The 17,111-nt window shown below is 60.9% G+C and carries 13 protein-coding genes; 9 read left to right on the forward strand and 4 right to left on the reverse strand.

All coding sequences use genetic code 11. From position 1 onward, the window contains the following. Positions 1 to 2: 2 nt before the first annotated feature. The 7 genes from rffA (at position 3) to HPA02_RS00935 (ending at position 7,111) form a co-directional block, all read left to right on the forward strand. Positions 3 to 1,136: a dTDP-4-amino-4,6-dideoxygalactose transaminase gene (gene rffA, locus HPA02_RS00905; RefSeq protein ID WP_146800954.1), complete on the forward strand. Its 1,134-nt coding sequence runs from the start codon at positions 3 to 5 to the stop codon at positions 1,134 to 1,136. Continuing rightward, positions 1,133 to 2,563 (forward strand): lipopolysaccharide biosynthesis protein, encoded by a 1,431-nt coding sequence (locus HPA02_RS00910; RefSeq protein ID WP_146800956.1) that lies wholly within the window; start codon positions 1,133 to 1,135, stop codon positions 2,561 to 2,563. The genes rffA and HPA02_RS00910 overlap by 4 nt, the downstream gene beginning before the upstream one ends. Before the next feature lie 148 nt (positions 2,564 to 2,711). Continuing rightward, the gene (locus HPA02_RS00915) at positions 2,712 to 3,587 is read left to right on the forward strand and encodes a glycosyltransferase family 2 protein (protein WP_146800958.1); all 876 of its coding nucleotides are present in this window, start codon (positions 2,712 to 2,714) and stop codon (positions 3,585 to 3,587) included. Positions 3,588 to 3,623: 36 nt separating this feature from the next. Next, positions 3,624 to 4,367 carry a glycosyltransferase family 2 protein gene (locus HPA02_RS00920; protein ID WP_222593965.1) on the forward strand — a complete coding sequence of 248 codons (744 nt, stop codon included), beginning with the start codon at positions 3,624 to 3,626 and terminating at the stop codon, positions 4,365 to 4,367. 18 nt (positions 4,368 to 4,385) lie between these two features. Further along, positions 4,386 to 5,312 (forward strand): NAD-dependent epimerase/dehydratase family protein, encoded by a 927-nt coding sequence (locus HPA02_RS00925; protein ID WP_198057823.1) that lies wholly within the window; start codon positions 4,386 to 4,388, stop codon positions 5,310 to 5,312. Next, positions 5,309 to 5,863, forward strand: a complete 555-nt coding sequence (locus tag HPA02_RS00930; RefSeq protein ID WP_146800965.1) for a sugar transferase — start codon at positions 5,309 to 5,311, stop codon at positions 5,861 to 5,863. The genes HPA02_RS00925 and HPA02_RS00930 overlap by 4 nt, the downstream gene beginning before the upstream one ends. A gap of 81 nt (positions 5,864 to 5,944) precedes the next feature. Beyond that, positions 5,945 to 7,111 carry a nucleotide sugar dehydrogenase gene (locus tag HPA02_RS00935; protein WP_146800967.1) on the forward strand — a complete coding sequence of 389 codons (1,167 nt, stop codon included), beginning with the start codon at positions 5,945 to 5,947 and terminating at the stop codon, positions 7,109 to 7,111. Between the two features lie 534 nt (positions 7,112 to 7,645). Here HPA02_RS00935 and HPA02_RS00940 read toward each other — a convergent pair. From HPA02_RS00940 to HPA02_RS00955, 4 genes are all read right to left on the reverse strand, one after another. Beyond that, a complete protein-coding gene (locus tag HPA02_RS00940; protein WP_146800969.1) occupies positions 7,646 to 8,071 on the reverse strand; it encodes a hypothetical protein in 426 nt (141 codons plus the stop codon). 5 nt (positions 8,072 to 8,076) lie between these two features. Then, the gene (locus HPA02_RS00945; protein WP_244945832.1) at positions 8,077 to 9,303 is read right to left on the reverse strand and encodes an O-antigen ligase family protein; all 1,227 of its coding nucleotides are present in this window, start codon (positions 9,301 to 9,303) and stop codon (positions 8,077 to 8,079) included. Between the two features lie 44 nt (positions 9,304 to 9,347). Beyond that, positions 9,348 to 11,297 carry a polysaccharide biosynthesis protein gene (locus HPA02_RS00950; protein ID WP_232341075.1) on the reverse strand — a complete coding sequence of 650 codons (1,950 nt, stop codon included), beginning with the start codon at positions 11,295 to 11,297 and terminating at the stop codon, positions 9,348 to 9,350. Between the two features lie 260 nt (positions 11,298 to 11,557). Continuing rightward, a complete protein-coding gene (locus tag HPA02_RS00955; RefSeq protein WP_146800971.1) occupies positions 11,558 to 12,526 on the reverse strand; it encodes a YbgA family protein in 969 nt (322 codons plus the stop codon). A 172-nt stretch (positions 12,527 to 12,698) separates the two neighbouring features. Between HPA02_RS00955 and HPA02_RS00960 the strand changes: the two genes are divergently transcribed. Then, positions 12,699 to 13,946, forward strand: a complete 1,248-nt coding sequence (locus tag HPA02_RS00960; RefSeq protein ID WP_146800973.1) for an efflux RND transporter periplasmic adaptor subunit — start codon at positions 12,699 to 12,701, stop codon at positions 13,944 to 13,946. Next, a complete protein-coding gene (locus tag HPA02_RS00965; RefSeq protein ID WP_146800975.1) occupies positions 13,943 to 17,083 on the forward strand; it encodes an efflux RND transporter permease subunit in 3,141 nt (1,046 codons plus the stop codon). Before HPA02_RS00960 ends, HPA02_RS00965 begins: the two co-directional genes overlap by 4 nt. Positions 17,084 to 17,111: the final 28 nt, after the last annotated feature.

Raw genomic sequence — 17,111 nt, forward strand, 5'->3', positions numbered from 1 at the left:
ATATGAAAGTTCCATTTAATTTACCTCCCCGAACAGGCAGCGAAGGAAAGTATATCGCTGAGGCAATTAGTGGTGAAAAGCTCTCCGGTGATGGTCCCTTTGGCCAAAAGTGCCAAAGTTGGTTTGAAGCCAATCTCCCGGCTAGCAAAGCTCTATTGACACCCTCATGCACAGCAGCCCTAGAGATGGCGGCGATGCTGATCGATATTCGGCCGGGTGATGAAGTCATCATGCCCAGCTATACCTTCGTCAGCACGGCTAATGCTTTCGTGTTGCGTGGAGCCAAGATTGTTTTTGTTGATATTCGTCCTGATACGATGAATATCGATGAAAAATTGATTGAGGCGGCAATAACCGGAAAAACTCGCGCCATCGTTCCCGTACATTATGCGGGAGTTAGCTGTGAGATGGATGTCATCATGGAGATAGCAAATCGCCACAGATTGTATGTGATTGAAGACGCTGCCCAAGGAATGATGAGTTATTATAATGGCCGGGCGCTAGGCACGATCGGTCATATGGGTTCATTCAGTTTTCATGAGACCAAGAACTATACTAGCGGTGGGGAAGGTGGCCTCATCATGATCAATGATGAGCGGTTTATTGAGCGCGCCGAAATCATAAGAGAAAAAGGGACGAACCGCAGCCAGTTTTTCCGTGGTATGGTAGACAAGTACCAGTGGGTAGACGTTGGCAGCAGCCATCTTCCCAGCGAGCTACAGGCAGCTTATCTTTGGGGGCAGCTTGAAAGTGCTCAAGAAATCAACGATGTGCGTCTCGCTGCTTGGAAATTCTATGAAAAAATGCTTCGACCGTTGGAAAATGAAGGCTGCATAGAATTAGCATCTGTTCCTTCTGGTTGTGCTCATAATGCCCATATGTTCTACCTGAAAACAGAGGGTCTTGAAGAGCGTACTGCGCTATTAGAGTATTTGAAGCGTCGAGAAATAATGGCAGTATTTCATTATGTGCCGTTACACACTGCCAAGGCTGGACTTGATTATGGACGTTTTCATGGAGCAGATCACTTTACTACTAAGGAAAGCGAGCGCTTGGTGAGATTACCCTTGTGGTTTGGTATTGAGCAGAGTGCTCAGCAGCATGTGATCGACGCGATCTTTGAGTTCTACCAGTGACTCCAAAAAAAATCGCCGCCTTCGCCATCGGTCCCATCAGCGGAGCCCTCCTTGGGCTGATTTCGCTGCCGACTATTACCTGGTTCTTCTCCCAAGAAGACGTAGGTAGGATGGCCATGCTTCAGGTGACTATCGGGTTTAGTACACTACTTTTCAGCCTCGGTCTCGATCAAGCCTATGTGCGTGAATTCCATGAAGTGACTGATAAACCATCATTGCTGAAGCGGGCATTGCTTCCAGGTCTCATCCTGCTCACGACTACACTGCTGGTGTTATTGATGTTCGGCGGTACTTTAGCCAACTGGCTATTTGAAATCCCAGAGTGGCATCTCAGCTTACTAGCATCAACTGCCTTGCTTGCGGCATTTCTCTCACGTTTTCTTTCTTTGGTATTGAGGATGAACGAGCAGGGCCTGGCCTATTCGATGAGCCAGCTGCTTCCAAAGCTTTTACTGCTAGCAGTGATTGGCACTTATGTGGTGATAGGCGCTGAAAAGTCACTAACTAATCTTGTAATTGCCAATGCGGCTGCGCTGGCCTTTGTCTGCATAGTGTTTGCTTACAATACGCGACGTGAGTGGTTAGCCAGCATGACGGCATCTCTGGACTTTCAACACCTTAAGCATATGCTCCGCTTCGGCCTGCCATTGATACTTGGGGGTATCGCTTTTTGGGGCTTGACCGCTATCGATAAGATGTTTTTGCGCACTCTTGCCAGCTTTGAAGAGCTTGGTCTGTACTCAGTGGCGGTAAGTTTTGCTGCCGCAGCCACTATCTTGCAAAGCGTATTTTCCACCATATGGGCACCAACTGTATATAAGTGGGCAAGTAAGGGTGAGGGTCTAGAGAATGTTCACAAAGTTAGTCGGTATATTCTCGCCCTTGTTGTGCTTGCATTCTGCTTGGCTGGTTTGCTCTCTTGGGTTGTAACTTTTGTTTTGCCTCCAAAATATGATGCTGTGCGGTGGATCGTTGTTTCCTGCTTAGGCTTTCCCTTGCTGTATACACTATCCGAAACTACGGTAGTCGGCATTGGTATCTCTAAACGCACCGGTTTCGCCATGTTGGCAGCGATTTCAGGTTTTGCGATAAATTTAGTCGGCAACTGGCTTTTGATACCTCACTTTGGGGCCGCTGGAGCAGCGGTAAGCACCTGCATATCTTTTTGGGTGTTTTTCGTGCTAAGAACTGAGTTTTCTATCTATCTTTGGAAAAGTATGCCAAGGCTTTTGCTTTATTCCTTCACATTGGTCTGCGTATCCGGAGCCGCAGTTTTTACCCTTTGGGGAGACTCTCTAAAAGGCCTGATGGCGGCATACTGGGTGCTTCTTTTGTGTGCTTCGGGCTTTGCGTTTAAAGATGAAGTTCGAGATTTGTTCGCATTTTTAAAAAATTTTAAATTTGATGATGTTAGGCATGGCTCTTAGAGTGTCTGGTTAGTTTAATTGGTCGTTAGGGTTGATTGGGCTTATTTTTTCTGAATTCAGCCAAGTGCAAGTGGCTTGGTGTTAAAGAAATTCTTGAAAATAAATAATTTGAAAATTTAATTATGATGTCTTGTTGAGCTTTTAGTCAATGAAAAAAGATGTTGATATTACCGTTATAGTTCCTGTGTACCAGCACTGGGATTTGGCTATTTGTTTGTTTGATGGCCTAGGAAAGCAGTCTTTTCCCAAGGATCGTTGGGAGTGCATTATAGTTGATAATGGCTCGGCGAACCTTCCTGATCCTTCAAAGTTGCCGGATTTTGTGACGCTCCTCCACTGCGAAAAACCGGGGTCCTATGCGGCCAGGAATGTTGGTCTGAAGCAGGCCCGGGGACGCTTGATCGCTTTCACAGATGCCGATTGCAGACCTGTCAATGATTGGCTTGCTCAACTTTGGGATGCTTATGAGAATGGCTCTGGAGAAGGGTTGATTGCAGGTGGGGTCGAAGTAAAGAAACTTGATTCAGGAAAGCCCAATTCTGTTGAGCTCTATGATATGGCCATGGGGCTTCCCCAAGCTAGGTATGTCAAGCGAGGCTATGCGGTCACGGCTAATCTGGCAATTCCACGTGAAGCCTTCACTACTGTTGGTCAGTTTGATAATGCTCGGTTTTCTGGAGGTGATGCTGACTTTTGTCGTCGAGCCTGTAAAAAAGGAATCGATTTAGACTATGTTCCGTCGGCTTTGGTCTATCACCCGGCAAGATCGGAAATGACCGAACTAGTGACAAAACTGAAGCGAGTGAAAGGTGGGCAGATATGCTCAGGATCATTTTCTCGGCGCCTTAAGTTTTTCGTCAGAACATTTGTTCCTCCGGTATGGGCATTCTGGTTTGCTGTCAAGAAAGATGGGTTGAGCTTTTATGAAAAAATGGTGGTTTGCTCTGTTCAATCCAGGCTTTGGATCGTGGAGATGTGTGAAGTTGTGCGGCTTGTGCTAGGAAAGCAGCCTGAGCGTCGCTAGAAATTTCCACGGTTAATAACGTTCATGAGGTTCCAGGTGCCCAAGGTGACTATTGTTACACCTGTTTATAATTCGGCTGAGTTTCTCGGTGAAACAATTGAGTCGGTGCTCGGACAGTCATTTTCTGATTGGGAGATGGTGGCGGTTGATGACTGTTCATCGGACGGCTCAGTAGAGTTGGTGAAGCGCTATTCAGAAAAGGACTCCAGAGTTAGGTTGATACAGCTTGAGAGAAACTCAGGTGCGGCTGTTGCTAGGAATATTGCGATAGAAGAAGCTAAAGGCCGTTATATCGCCTTCCTGGATAGCGATGATTTGTGGCTTCCCAAAAAGCTGGAAAGACATATTTCCTTTATCGAGGAAGCGGACGCCGCGCTTTCCTATACGGCATATGAGAGGATCACCGAAGCGGGTGAACGGACGGGTGTGGTTGTTACCCCCCCTGAGAGCCTTGCTTATGATGATCTTCTCAAGTCCAATCGTATCGGTTGCCTGACGGTCGTTTACGACACCCAGAAAATTGGCAAGGTGACCATGCCCTTGATCAGGAAGCGGCAGGACTATGGGCTTTGGCTGAAGATTCTAAGGGATAGCGGGCCCGCCATTGGGTTGTGTGAAGCGCTATCGTTGTATCGTGAGCGAGACGGCTCAATCTCTAGCAATAAAGTCGAGATGGTGAAATACCACTGGTCCTTGTTTCGTGATATCGAAGGGCTTTCGAGGGTGAAGTCTGCCTACTACCTTTTATGCAATATATGGAACAAGGTGCTCCGTGGCTAATCTCTGGTGGTGGGACGTATGAAGATTCTTGTGACGGGCGCGAGTGGCTTCGTCGGCGGCCAGGCGTTGGGTTACCTGAAGGCCTGCGGCAAGCATGAGGTGATCGGCTGTTCCCGGTCCGGCGATCATGGCTTGCGGGTCTCTCCGGAACTGTCCGAGGGCGCCGACTGGTCCGGGCTGCTATCGAATGTCGATGTGGTGGTCCATGTTGCCGGCCTGGTGCATGATCCCTCAGCTTCTTTTGAGGCGTACCAGCGGGTCAATGTTCGCGGAACGCTGGCCCTGGCAGAACAGGCGGTCGAGGTGGGGGTGAGGCGCTTTATCTTTATCAGTTCCATCGGTGTCAATGGTTACAAGACGACGGACAACGCTTTTACCGAGCGAGATATCCCCAACCCGGGCAACGATTATGCCCGCTCGAAGTGGCAGGCGGAGCAGGTCCTGCGGGACTTCGCCGCGACATCGGGGCTGGAGGTAATAATTATTCGTCCTCCCCTGGTGTATGGCCCCCAGGCGCCGGGCAATTTCGGTATGCTGACCCGTATCGTGGAAAAGTCCCTCCCATTGCCTCTGGCGGGCATCGATAATCGGCGTTCTTTCGTCTCGGTCTGGAACCTGGCGGATCTAATTCGCTGCTGTATCGACCACCCCGAGGCGCCGGGGCAGGTGTTTCTCGTGTCGGATGGCGAGGATGTCTCGACGAGCGATCTGCTGAGCAAGCTGGGCGAGGCCTCGGGCAGTCCGGTGCGACTGTTCCGGGTGCCGGTCTGGTCCTTGAGGCTACCGGCGACCCTGCTGGGCAAGCGGGGCATTTATGATCGCCTCTTCGACTCCCTGCGGGTCGATATTCATCATGCGCAAATGCGGTTGGAGTGGCGCCCAACCCTGGGGCTCGATGAGGGCTTGCGTCGCTGTTTTTGCTCCAAAGACAAGGCAGGTCAATGATTCGACTCCTGGATATTCAGCTCTCCCTGTTTGGCCTAGTGGTCAGTGTGCCGCTACTCCTGGTGCTATGGATCATCGGTTATTTCGATACTGGCTCGCCGCTGTTCCGGCAAGAGCGGGTGGGGCGGCGGCAGCGCCCCTTTACGCTGGTGAAGTTTCGCACCATGCGTCCCGACACTGCCTCGGTGGCATCACACCTGGCCGATGCCTCGGCCGTCACTCCTTTTGGTCGTTTTCTGCGTCGTACCAAGCTCGACGAGCTTCCCCAGCTGTGGAACGTGCTCAGGGGGGAGATGAGCCTGGTGGGGCCACGCCCTTGTCTCTTCAATCAGCAGGAGCTGATTGAGGAGCGCCAGCGCCGCGGGGTCTTCGAAGCCCGTCCCGGGATCACTGGCCTGGCTCAGGTCAACGAGATCGATATGTCTACTCCGCAGTTGCTGGCCGAGACCGATAGCGAGATGCTGAGCGGTCTCACGATTGTCAATTATTTTCGTTATATTGCGTTAACCGTTATTGGCAAAGGCAAGGGGGATCGGGTCCGTGGAAAATAACCAGCCGACTGCTATGTCCTGTGGACCGGCATTATGTGTTATTACCTGATGCCGAGAAAAGTTTAGAGTGTGGGGAAATCAATGAAAATCGCCATTGCCGGGACCGGCTATGTAGGCCTTTCCAACGCCATGCTGCTTGCCCAGCACAACGAGGTGGTGGCGCTGGATATCGTGCCCGAGAAGGTGGCCATGCTGAATGACCGACGCTCGCCCATTGAGGACGCCGAGATCAGCGACTTCCTGGCCAATCGCAAGCTCCATTTTACCGCTACCCTGGGTAAGGAGGCGGCGTACCGCGGCGCCGACTTCGTGGTGATCGCCACCCCCACGGATTACGACCCCGAGACCAACTACTTCAATACCTCGACGGTCGAGGCGGTGATCGAGGACGTGATGGCCATCAACCCCGAGGCGGTGATGGTGATCAAGTCCACCGTGCCGGTGGGATATACCGCCGAGGCCAGCGAGCGCTTCGGTACGGATAACCTGATCTTCTCGCCGGAGTTCTTGCGCGAGGGCAAAGCCCTCTATGACAACCTCTACCCGTCGCGGATCATCGTCGGTGAGCGTTCCGCGCGCGCCGAGGTATTCGCCGGTTTGCTCAAGCAGGGGGCAGTGAAAGAGGAGGTGCCGGTGCTGTTCACCAACAGCACCGAGGCCGAGGCGATCAAGCTGTTCGCCAATACCTACCTGGCTATGCGGGTGGCCTACTTCAACGAGCTGGACACCTATGCCGAGACCCATGGCCTGGATACCCGCCAGATCATCGAAGGGGTGGGGCTCGACCCGCGCATCGGCAGCCACTACCACAACCCCTCCTTCGGTTACGGCGGCTACTGCCTGCCCAAGGACACCAAGCAGCTGCTGGCCAACTATCAGGAGGTGCCCAACAACCTGATTCAGGCCATCGTCGATGCCAACACCACCCGCAAGGACTTTATCGCCGAGTCGGTGATCAAGCGACAGCCCAGGATCGTCGGCGTGCATCGACTGATCATGAAGGCCGGGTCCGACAACTTCCGGGCCAGCGCCATGCAGGGGGTGATGAAGCGGATCAAGGCCAAGGGCATCGAGGTGGTGGTCTATGAGCCGGTGCTGGAAGAAGAGACTTTCTTCAATTCCCGGGTAATCCGCGACCTCGACGCCTTCAAGCGGGAGTCGGACCTGATCCTGGCCAACCGCATGGTCGACGAGCTGGCCGATGTGGCCGACAAGGTCTATACGCGGGACCTGTTCGGCAGCGATTGATAGACTGACTGTGACTCTTCGAAAAAACGGGCAAGCGCGATGAGGTGCTTGCCCGTTTTTTTATGCTGCCTTTTCCTGGCTGAGGACGAGCAGGGTTGCCTGCAGCAGGCCGTTGCTGGCGGTGATCATCTCCTATTGCAGCAGGGCCTCGGTGAGGCCGCAGAGGGCAGCTGTCAGGGTGACGATCACTCCGCTGGCCGCATAGCGGTGGCCGGGGGTTCTCAGTGCCTGTCTGAGGTAATAGAAACCGGAAGCATCAACATGGTGACGAGGACGAGGCCACCGAGGCCATACGCTTTTCGACGCCGTCGAAGGCCTGGCTGCTCTCAGGTATCAGGGCGCCGGCGAACAGCTCGGTAGCTGTGGCCGAGTGGAAGAGTCTCGATGTCATAGGCGGCCGCAACTTGATGGTTTCCGGCATCACGATCCCTGCCCCGATAGGATGTTCTAATTTGTATTTTTGGTTAAGAAAAATCTTACCAAGTGCCGATTTTCGATAAGGGAAAGCTATAGCAGGAATGGGCGCTTGCTTGCCTATTGGCGGCGGTATTGCCAGTGTCCCAGCAGGCCGACCAGGGTGGCGACCAGCAGGGCCAGGGCCACACCACCCACGACCGAGATCAAGTTATCGAAGGTGTCGGGAAGCGTGCGGGGACTCGCCAGCATGCCATGATGCGCCAGGCGCAGGGCGCCGTAGGTGGTCCAGGCCACCAGGCAGAGAGGTGCGGCACCACGGAGTGGTGAGAGTGGAGCCAGCAGGCGTGCGAGGCGACCGGGTGCCTGGGGCTTGCTGCGCTTGGTGGTTTGCGACTTGCTACGGCTAGAGCCTGGTCTGGCCCGGCGAGAGCGGTTGGCCGGGGCTCGCCGGGGCCGGACCAGGCGAGTGACCTTGATCACCAGCCAGGCAACGCTGAATAACACACTGAGGGCGATGGCGCCCATCACCAGGAAATAGAGCATAGGCGCTAGGTGCGAGTATTCGATGGGCGGGGAGTGGAGGTTTGTCTAAATAGCCCCCAGAGCACGGCCAGCCAGAAGGCGTAGATCATCACCCCGCTATTATGTTCGAAGAACGCCTGGGTAGCGCCGAAGCCAAGATAGGCGACGGGCAGCAAGGCGCCAGCGGCCTCCAGGGCCCGGCGCTGCGGGCAGGTCGCCTGCAGGCCCTTGGCGAAGGCCGCTAACGGCACCAGGTAGAGGCACAACAGGGCGATCACTCCCACGACGCCGCGTTTGGCGGCGGTGTCGACCAGCTCGTTATGAGCATGACCGAATTCGGCCACGCGAGGGGCGATCTCGCCCCGCTCGGCCATCTCGGCCAAGGCCTCGCGATAGCCATGCTCCCCCCAGCCGAATAGCGGGCGCTGCTGGAATAGCTCGCCGGCGGCGTCCCACATCTGGAAACGCAGGCCGACCGAGGTGTCGTGATTCTCACCGCTCAGGTAGTTGGTGATGTTATCGGTAGCCGTATGGACGCGCTGCTGGACGCCTAGCTCCGGAATGGCATAGCCGATACCCCCGGCGATCAGCACCGCCATTACCAGGCCCAACTGTGCACGGCCTGGCAGGCGACGTCCCTCGGCCCAGTAGAGCACCAGCAGCATCAGCGGGGCCGCCAGCCAGCCGCCGCGGCTGCCCGAGAGCAAGGACGCCAGCAGGCCGCCCACGGCGCCCAGCCCCATCCACACCAGCCAGGCCCGGTGGCGCGGCTGTACCCAAGCCCAGCCCAGGCCGGCCAGACAGAGCATGCCCAGCAGCAGGCTGATATTGCCGTACTGGATGATCTGGGTGAAACCGCCGGCTCGGCTGGCGCCTTCGATCAGCTTCTGCCAGATGGCCAGGCCGCCGGTTGCCATGCCGCCGATGGCTAGACCGTGCCACAGCCAGCCCAGACGCGGAGGGTAGGCGATCAGCAGCAGCAGGGCGGGAATGGCGAGCAGGAAGCGCGAGGGCTTGTCGAGCCCCCGCGAGCCCTGGCCATCGAGCCAGGCGGAGAGCGCGGTGACCGTGAAGTAGAGGCCCAGCACCAGCAGAATGGCCTGATCCTCGCGAGTCAAAGCGAGGGGGCGGGGGCGAATCGCCAAGATCGGGCTGGCCAGCACCAGCATCAGGGAGCCCACCGAATAGCTACTAGGTAGACTCATGGCGAAGGCGCCGAGCAGGAAGACGGCAATCCCGGTGTATTGGACCATGATACCGCCCCGTGAATGGGTCGGTGCCGGAGATGTCGTCATGCTTACTGGGGCCTGAGTCGATGAATCTTGGTGTCGTTGCCGGTGGCGGGTAGCAGCAGGTCGCAGATGGCGCTGCTGTGCTTGAAGCCGCGGATGCCATTGCGCAGGACCTCGCAGGCGCGATGGCTGTCCATCTCGTCTTCCGCTTGCTCCAGCTCGTCGAGCAGGGCATGTAGCCGCTCGCGAGGCAGGACTTCCTCCTCGGCGCGCAGGATCTTGGGATGGGCGGTACCGATGACTGCGTCACCGATCAATAGCTCCTCATAGAGCTTTTCGCCGGGGCGCAGCCCGCTGAAGGCGATAGCGATATCGCCGTCGGGATTGGTCTCGTCCTGCACCTCCAGGCCGCTGAGCTGGATCATGCGTCGGGCTAGGTCGACGATCTTCACCGGGGCGCCCATGTCGAGGACGAAGACATCGCCGCCCTGAGCCATGGAGCCGGCCTGGATCACCAGCAGGGCCGCCTCGGGGATGGTCATGAAGAAGCGGGTGATCTCGGGGTGGGTCACGGTGACCGGGCCGCCTTCGGAGATCTGCTGGCGGAACAGCGGCACCACGGAGCCGGACGAACCCAGCACATTGCCGAAGCGCACCATGGAGAACACCGTAGCGTTGGCATCCCGGGCTAGATCCTGGAGGATCAACTCGGCCATGCGCTTGCTGGCGCCCATCACGTTGGTGGGTCGCACCGCCTTGTCGGTGGAAACCAGGATGCAGCGCTCCACTTTCAGTCGCGAAGCACTTTCGGCCACCACTCGGGTGCCCTGGACGTTGTTGCGGATGCCCTCCAGCACGTTGTTCTCGACGATCGGCACATGCTTGTAGGCAGCGGCATGGTAGAGGGTCTGGACGCCATAGCGGGAAATCACCGCCGACACGCGGCGCGGATCGCAGACGTTACCCAGCAGGGTGTAGATGGGAAAGGTCTCGCCAAGCTCCCGCTTGAGGGCCTCTAGTTCCTGATCCAGGGCATAGAGGCTGTATTCGTTGATCTCGTAGAGCACCAGGGCGCGGGGGCCGCCGCGCATGATCTGACGGCACAGCTCGCTGCCGATGGAGCCGCCGGCGCCGGTCACCATCACCACCTTGTCGTTCAGGCTGGCGTTGATAAGCTCCTCGCTGGGGGGCACCGGGTCGCGCCCCAGCAGGTCTTCCAACTCCACTTCGCGCAGCTGATCCACCGAGGCCTCGCCGGAGACGATCTCCGGCATGGAGGGCACGGTCAGCACGTGCACGGGGGCATCGGCCAGCTTATCCAGGGCCCGCTTGCGCTGCTGCTTGGTGGCCGAGGGCAGGGCCAGCAGTACCCGCTTGATGCCCAATTGGTCGGCGACCTCGTGGAAGGTCTCTGGCGCATACACCTTGACTCCTTTGATGGTGCTGCCCCACAGGGCGGTGTCATCGTCGAGAAAGGCGGCCACGTAGAACTCGCGGCTACTGGATAGCGCCAGGGCCAACTGGGCGCCGGCGCCGCCGGCCCCATAGATGGCCACCGCTTCCTTCTCGGTGTAGTGCTTGATCAACCACTGGTAATAGCTGCGCACCAGGAAGCGGGTGCCCCCCACGTAGACGGTGGCCACCAAGGCGAAATTGATGGGAATCGATCGGGGAAAACCTTGTAGCTGCGCGAAGTAGGCCAGGGCCCACATCAGAACCGCCAGCAGCAACACGCCCTTGACCACGGCCCACAGTGCCTGGGGCCCGATAAAGCGCACCACGGCGCGATAGAGTCCCAGCCGGGCGAAGATATAGACCCCTACGGGAGGAATCACCAGGAACAGCGACCAGAAGGGCTCCAGGTAGCGCTCCGGCCACCAGTCGGCGAAGCGCAGCGCATAGGCGGACCAAAGGGCCACGGGAAGGGCGACCAGGTCGGAGAGGACCATGATCAGCCGCTTCTTAGTCCGGCTCATCTCGGCCACGCGCTGATGCAGCCGGGAGGAGTCATTCATTGGGTTCCCATCCTTTGTGTCTCGTCTTGGCTCATCGTCCGATAGGGCGCCTATCATACCGGGCTTTGCCGGTCATCACTACGCGGCGGGTGGTGAAACCGTGTCGTGGGAGGCTATGGATCCGATGCGATTGGGTCATTTCCATGCCCCCGGAAGGTGGGGCCGGACTGGTCCTGGAGCAGAGAACGTCGGAGTGAACCCGGTATGACTCCGGGCGCCGGGCGAAGCGAGGGTGTCGGCGTTGGTATCTCCCAGTGGCTTCAGATGGTATTGCGCAGCCCCAGCTCATAAGGGTGCGGGTCCAGGTAGGTCTGGGCGCGGATATAGTCGGAGCCGTGGCGCTTGACGTAGTGGGTGAGCAGGCGCAACGGCACCACCAGGTTGACCTGGCCCAGGCGGTACTCCTCGATGGCCTGGAGCAGGTCCTGGCGGCTGGGGCCGTCGAGGCTCTGCTTCAGGTAACCCAGCACATGGGTGAGGGCGTTGGTGTGGGTCTTACGGGTGGCGCGGCGACTCAGCGCCGCCATGAAGTGACGCAGGTAATGGGCCATGGCGGCGTCCAGTGGCTGCCGGTGGGCCTCGGCCAGGTAGCGGCCCAGTTCCCGGTAGCTCTCCACATGGTGGGCCATCAGCAGCAGCTTCTGGCGGCTATGGAACTGCAGAAGGGCATGGTAGCTCGGCTCTGCTTCCACGTGGCGTTTCCAGTCGTCGAAGGCGTAGACCCGGGTGATAAAGTTCTCGCGCAGCACCGGGTCGTTGAGGCGTGCCTCCTCTTCCAAGGGCAGCTCGGGGAAGTGCTCCTTGAGGGCGCGGACGAAGGCGCCGGAGTCGGCGTGGCTGGGCATGCCATTGAAGTGGTAGACCTTGACCCGCTCCAGGCCGCAACTGGGTGAGCCCTTCATCAGGATAAAACCACGCAGGTGACGGTGGCCGGCGATAAAGCGCTCGCTGACCCGGTCCAGGGCCTCGGTGACGTCGCGACTGTAGTCCTCGGTGCCGACCACCCGGGGCCGTTCTCCGAGCTTGCCCATCAGGCGAATCGGCTCCCGGGGCACGCCGAGGCCCGCCGCCAGTTCCGGGCAGAAGGGCTCGAAGGCGAAGCGCTCGCCGAGCACCTCCAGGCAGTAGCGGGAACGCTTGTGGCCGCCGTTGTAGCGGACTTGGTCGCCCATCAGGCAGGCGCTGATGCCTACCGGGATTCCTGACTCGCTAGCGTGCCCCTGGGTCATGGCTGGCTCCTTGAGTTGGCCTCTGTCCTATCATCGCCGATCCGCCGGATCGCTGTGAAGCAGGCGCCCACGATGTGTGGGTGGTCACTGAGGCGGACGATGGCACATATCGATATATTGTCCAAGGGTTGTATAGTGGTGACCCTGGTTCGAAGACGGCGACGGCGGACTCATGACCCTCAAGCGACTCCTTCCCCTGATGATCCTGGCGATCGGCATCGTGGGCTTCGTGGCACTGCGCCTGACGCGCCCCGAGCCGCCCCCGGCGGCGAGCCAGGAGCGTAGCTGGCGCATCGCGGTGCAGGAGGTGCGGCTGGGGGAGGAGGTGCCGATCCTGCCACTGTTCGGCGAACTGGTGGCACCACAGCGGGTCACCCTGACCGCCTCGTTGACCGCCCATATCGCGGAGCGCCCGGTGCGCGAGGGGCAGCGGGTGGCCGAGGGCGAGGTGTTGGTGGCCCTGGACGAGGCGGATATCGCGCCGCTGCTGGCGCAGGCCGCCGCCGAGGTGGCCGACCTGGAGGCGCAGCTGGCCAACGAGGCGCTGCGTCTGGAGAGCGATCGGGCGGCCCTGGCCCGGGAGCAGGAGATCCGCGATAACGCCGCCCGGCAACTGGAGCGTACCCGCAGCCTGGTGGAGCGTAACCTGGCGTCCCGGGCGGACCTGGACGGCGCCCGCGACGCCTTGTCCCGGGCTCGACTGACCCTGACCACCCGCGAGAATGCCATCGCCGAACACCCCGCGCGTCGCGCCAGCTTGGAGGCGCGGCTGGCACGCGCCGAAGCCAACCTGGCGGCGGTACGCCGAGATGCCGGGCGGGCCCGGGTCACCGCGCCCTTCGATGGCATCGTCAGCGATGTCCGGGTGGCCCCCGGCGACCGGGTGGCCAGCGGGGCGACCCTGCTGTCGCTCTATCCCGAGGCGGGGCTGGAGCTGCGGGCGCGGCTGCCCCGTGAGCACGAGGCCGAGCTGCTCGCGGCCCTGTCCCGCGGCGAGTCCCTCCTGGCCCGGGGCGAGAACGGCGCGCGCTTCGAGCTGATGGGTTTCGCCGGGGAGGGGGATGCCAGCGGCAGCGAGGCGATCCTGGCGCTGCGCGAGGCCGCGCCCGGGCTGCGCCCCGGCAGCCTGATCACGGTGACCCTGGCGCGCCCCGCCCACCCCCGGGCCCTAGCGCTGCCCTATAGTGCCCTGCACGGCAACGGCCGGGTATATCGGGTGGAGGAGGGGCGCCTGGTGCGCCTGGACGTGGAGCGCCTGGGCGAGACCCGCGGCGCCGATGGCGAGCCACTCGCCCTGGTCACCGGCGAGGCCCTGGTTGACGGTCAGCGCATCATGGTCACCCACCTGCCCAATGCCATGCAGGGGCTGCGGGTCGAGGTCGCCGATGCCGCAGATACCCCCGAGGAGCCCGAGGGGTGAGCAAGCGGCGTGGGGTGATCGGTTTCTTCGTCCACCATCGGGTGGCCGCCAACCTGGTGATGCTGGTGATGCTGGTGGGCGGCGTGCTGGGGCTGTCGCGGATGAACATCCAGTTCTTCCCGACCTTCGCCCTGGACGTGGCCAGCGTGCGGGTGGTGTGGAGCGGTGCCTCGGCGGAGGACGTCGAGCAGGGCATCACCCTGCCCCTGGAAGAGCGACTGCGCAGCATCGATGGCCTCAAGCGCATGACCTCTACCTCCACCCAGGGGGTGGCCAGCATCACCCTGGAGTTCGTCGAGGGCACCGACCCGATACTGGCGCTGGACGACGTGCGCCAGGAGGTTGAGAGCTTCACCAACCTGCCGGCGGACGCCGAGCGACCCCAGGTCAATCGGATCGCCCGCTACGAGCCGGTGGCTCGCCTGCTGCTGTATGGCGACCTGGCCGAGGATGAGCTTCGGGCCTTGGCGCAGCGCTTCGAGTCCCAGCTATTGCAACGCGGCATCGACCGAGTCGAGCTGGAGGGCGTCGCCGAGCAGCAGATCAGCGTCGAGGTGCCCGCCGAGCGACTGCAGACCCTGGGGCTGTCACTGGCGCAGGTGGCCGAGCGTATCCAGGGCATGTCCCGGGACCTGCCGGCGGGACTGCTGGGGCAGCAGGACAGCGCCCGGGAGCTGCGCGCCGTGGAACAGCGCCGCGCCGCCCGCGATTTCGAGAACCTGACGATCCTCAGCGGCGACCGGGTGCGGTTGCGTCTGGGCGATATCGCCATCATTCGCCAGGAGCCGCGGCGTGGCCAGGTGCGCCTGACGCACCAGGGGCAGCCCGCCGTCGAGCTGCAATTGCAGCGGGCCGAGGCGGGCAACTCCCTGGCGGCGGCGCGCATTCTCGATGACTGGCTCGAGGAGGTGCGCCCGAGCCTGCCGCCCTCGGCGCATCTCAAGGTGCACGATGAGAGCTGGCAGCTGATCGCCGAGCGTATCTGGCTGCTGATCGGCAACGGCCTGGGCGGCCTGGTGCTGGTGATCGTGCTGCTCTACTTCTTCCTGCCGGCGCGGGTCGCCGCCTGGGTCGCGGTGGGGATTCCCACCGCCTTCATGGCCGCCATGCTGGTGTTCTGGGGGATCGGTGGCTCCATCAACATGATGTCGCTGTTTGCCCTGATCATGGCGCTGGGGGTGATCGTCGACGACGCCATCGTGGTGGGGGAGGACGCCGATGCCCACTACCGCCTGGGCGAGCCCCCGCGCAGCGCCTCGGAGGGGGCCGCCAAGCGCATGCTGTGGCCGGTGGTGGCCTCGTCGCTGACCACGGTGGCGGCCTTTATGCCGCTGCTGATGGTGGGCGGGGTGATCGGCAATATCCTCGGCGATATTCCGGTGATCATGATCTGCGTGCTGATCGCCTCGCTGCTGGAGTGCTTCGTGGTGCTGCCGGCGCACCTGCGTCACGCCTTCGACCCGCGTAGCGAGGCGCCGAGCCACCGCCTGGAGCGCTTGCGCCAGGGCTTCGAGGCGCGTTTCGAGGCCTTCCGCGAAGGGCCCTTCCGGCGCGTCTCGGCGCTTAGCCTGCGTCACCGCGGCGCCACCCTGGCCGCCGCCGTGGCGGTGACCCTGGTCACTGCCGGCCTGGTGGCGGGGGGGCGCATCGGCTTTACCTTCTTCCCCTCGCCGGAGCCCACGGTGCTCTATGCCAATGCCAGCTTCGTGGCGGGGACCGAGGCGGCGCGGGTGGAGCGCTTCGTCGCACACCTGGAGACGACCCTGGAGGCGGCGGAAGCCGAGCTCGGCGGCGAGTTGATCCGCACCCGGGTGACCCGCTACGGGGCCAGCCTAGGGGCCGGGGGCACCGGGCGGCGCGCCGACGAGCTGGGCTCGATCATGATCGAGCTGATCTCCCCGGACGACCGCGAGGTGCGCAACAGCGAGCTGATCCGCGCCTGGCGGCAGCGCATCATCATGCCGGCGGGCCTCGAGGCCCTGACCATCACCGAGCGCGCCGCCGGACCGCCGGGCCGCGATGTGGAGATTCGCCTGACCGGTGACGACGCCCTCGCCCTGCGGCATGCCGCCGACCGCCTGCGCGAGGCGCTGGCCAGCCTGCCCGGGGTGCTGGATACCGAGGACGATATGCCCTGGGGGCGCGAGCAGTTGATCTACCGGGTCAATGCCCAGGGCGAGGCCCTGGGGCTGACCACCAGCGAGCTGGGGCGTCAGCTGCGCACCGCCTTCGATGGCCAGGTGGTGCAGGTCTATCAGCAGGGTGCTGACGAGGTGGAGGTACGAGTGATGCTGCCCCGGGCGCAGCGCGAGCGCCTGGCAACCCTGTCGCGGCTGGCCATCGAGGTGCCGGATGGCCGGCTGGTGCCGCTGTCGCAGGTGATCTCCCTGTCGCCGGATCAGGGCTTCGAGGCGTTGCGGCATGCCGATGGGCGTCTGGCGGTGCAGGTGGGGGCGGAGCTGGATAGCGCCATGACCTCCGCCCAGGAGGTACTGGCGAGCCTGGACCGCGAGACCCTGCCGGAGCTGGCCCGGACCTTCCATATCGCCTATAGCTTCGAGGGGCGCGCCGCCGACCAGCGCGAGACCCTGGCCGATATGCGCACCGGCCTGATCGTCGGCCTGGGGCTGATGTATGTGGTGCTGGCCTGGGTCTTCGCCTCCTGGAGCCTGCCGCTGATCGTGATGGCGATCATTCCCTTCGCCCTGGTGGGCGGGGTGCTCGGTCACTGGCTGCTGGGCATCGAGCTGACGGTACTGTCGCTGTTCGGCCTCTTCGGGCTCTCCGGCATCGTGGTCAATAACGCCATTATCCTGGTGACCTTCTACCGCCAGCAGCGCCGTCAGGGGCTGACCATCGATGCCGCCCTCAACGAGGCGGTGGTGCAGCGGGTGAGGGCGGTGTTGCTGACCTCCCTGACCACCATCGGTGGCCTGATGCCGCTGCTCTTCGAGACCTCGCTGCAGGCCCAGTTCCTGATACCCATGGCCGTCTCCATCGCCTTCGGTCTGGGCCTCTCCACCCTGCTGGTGCTGCTGGTGATTCCGGCGCTGCTCTCGTATCTGGAGCATCTACGGGCCCGGCTGGGGCGGCATGGGGAAGCGCCTCCAACCGTCGAGGCGACAAACCGCGGCTAACGCCCGCTCAAGGTATAAGGGTTGCCAT

The sequence above is a fragment of the Bisbaumannia pacifica genome (genome assembly GCF_007989625.1).
GTDB classification, from domain to species: Bacteria; Pseudomonadota; Gammaproteobacteria; order Pseudomonadales; family Halomonadaceae; genus Bisbaumannia; species Bisbaumannia pacifica.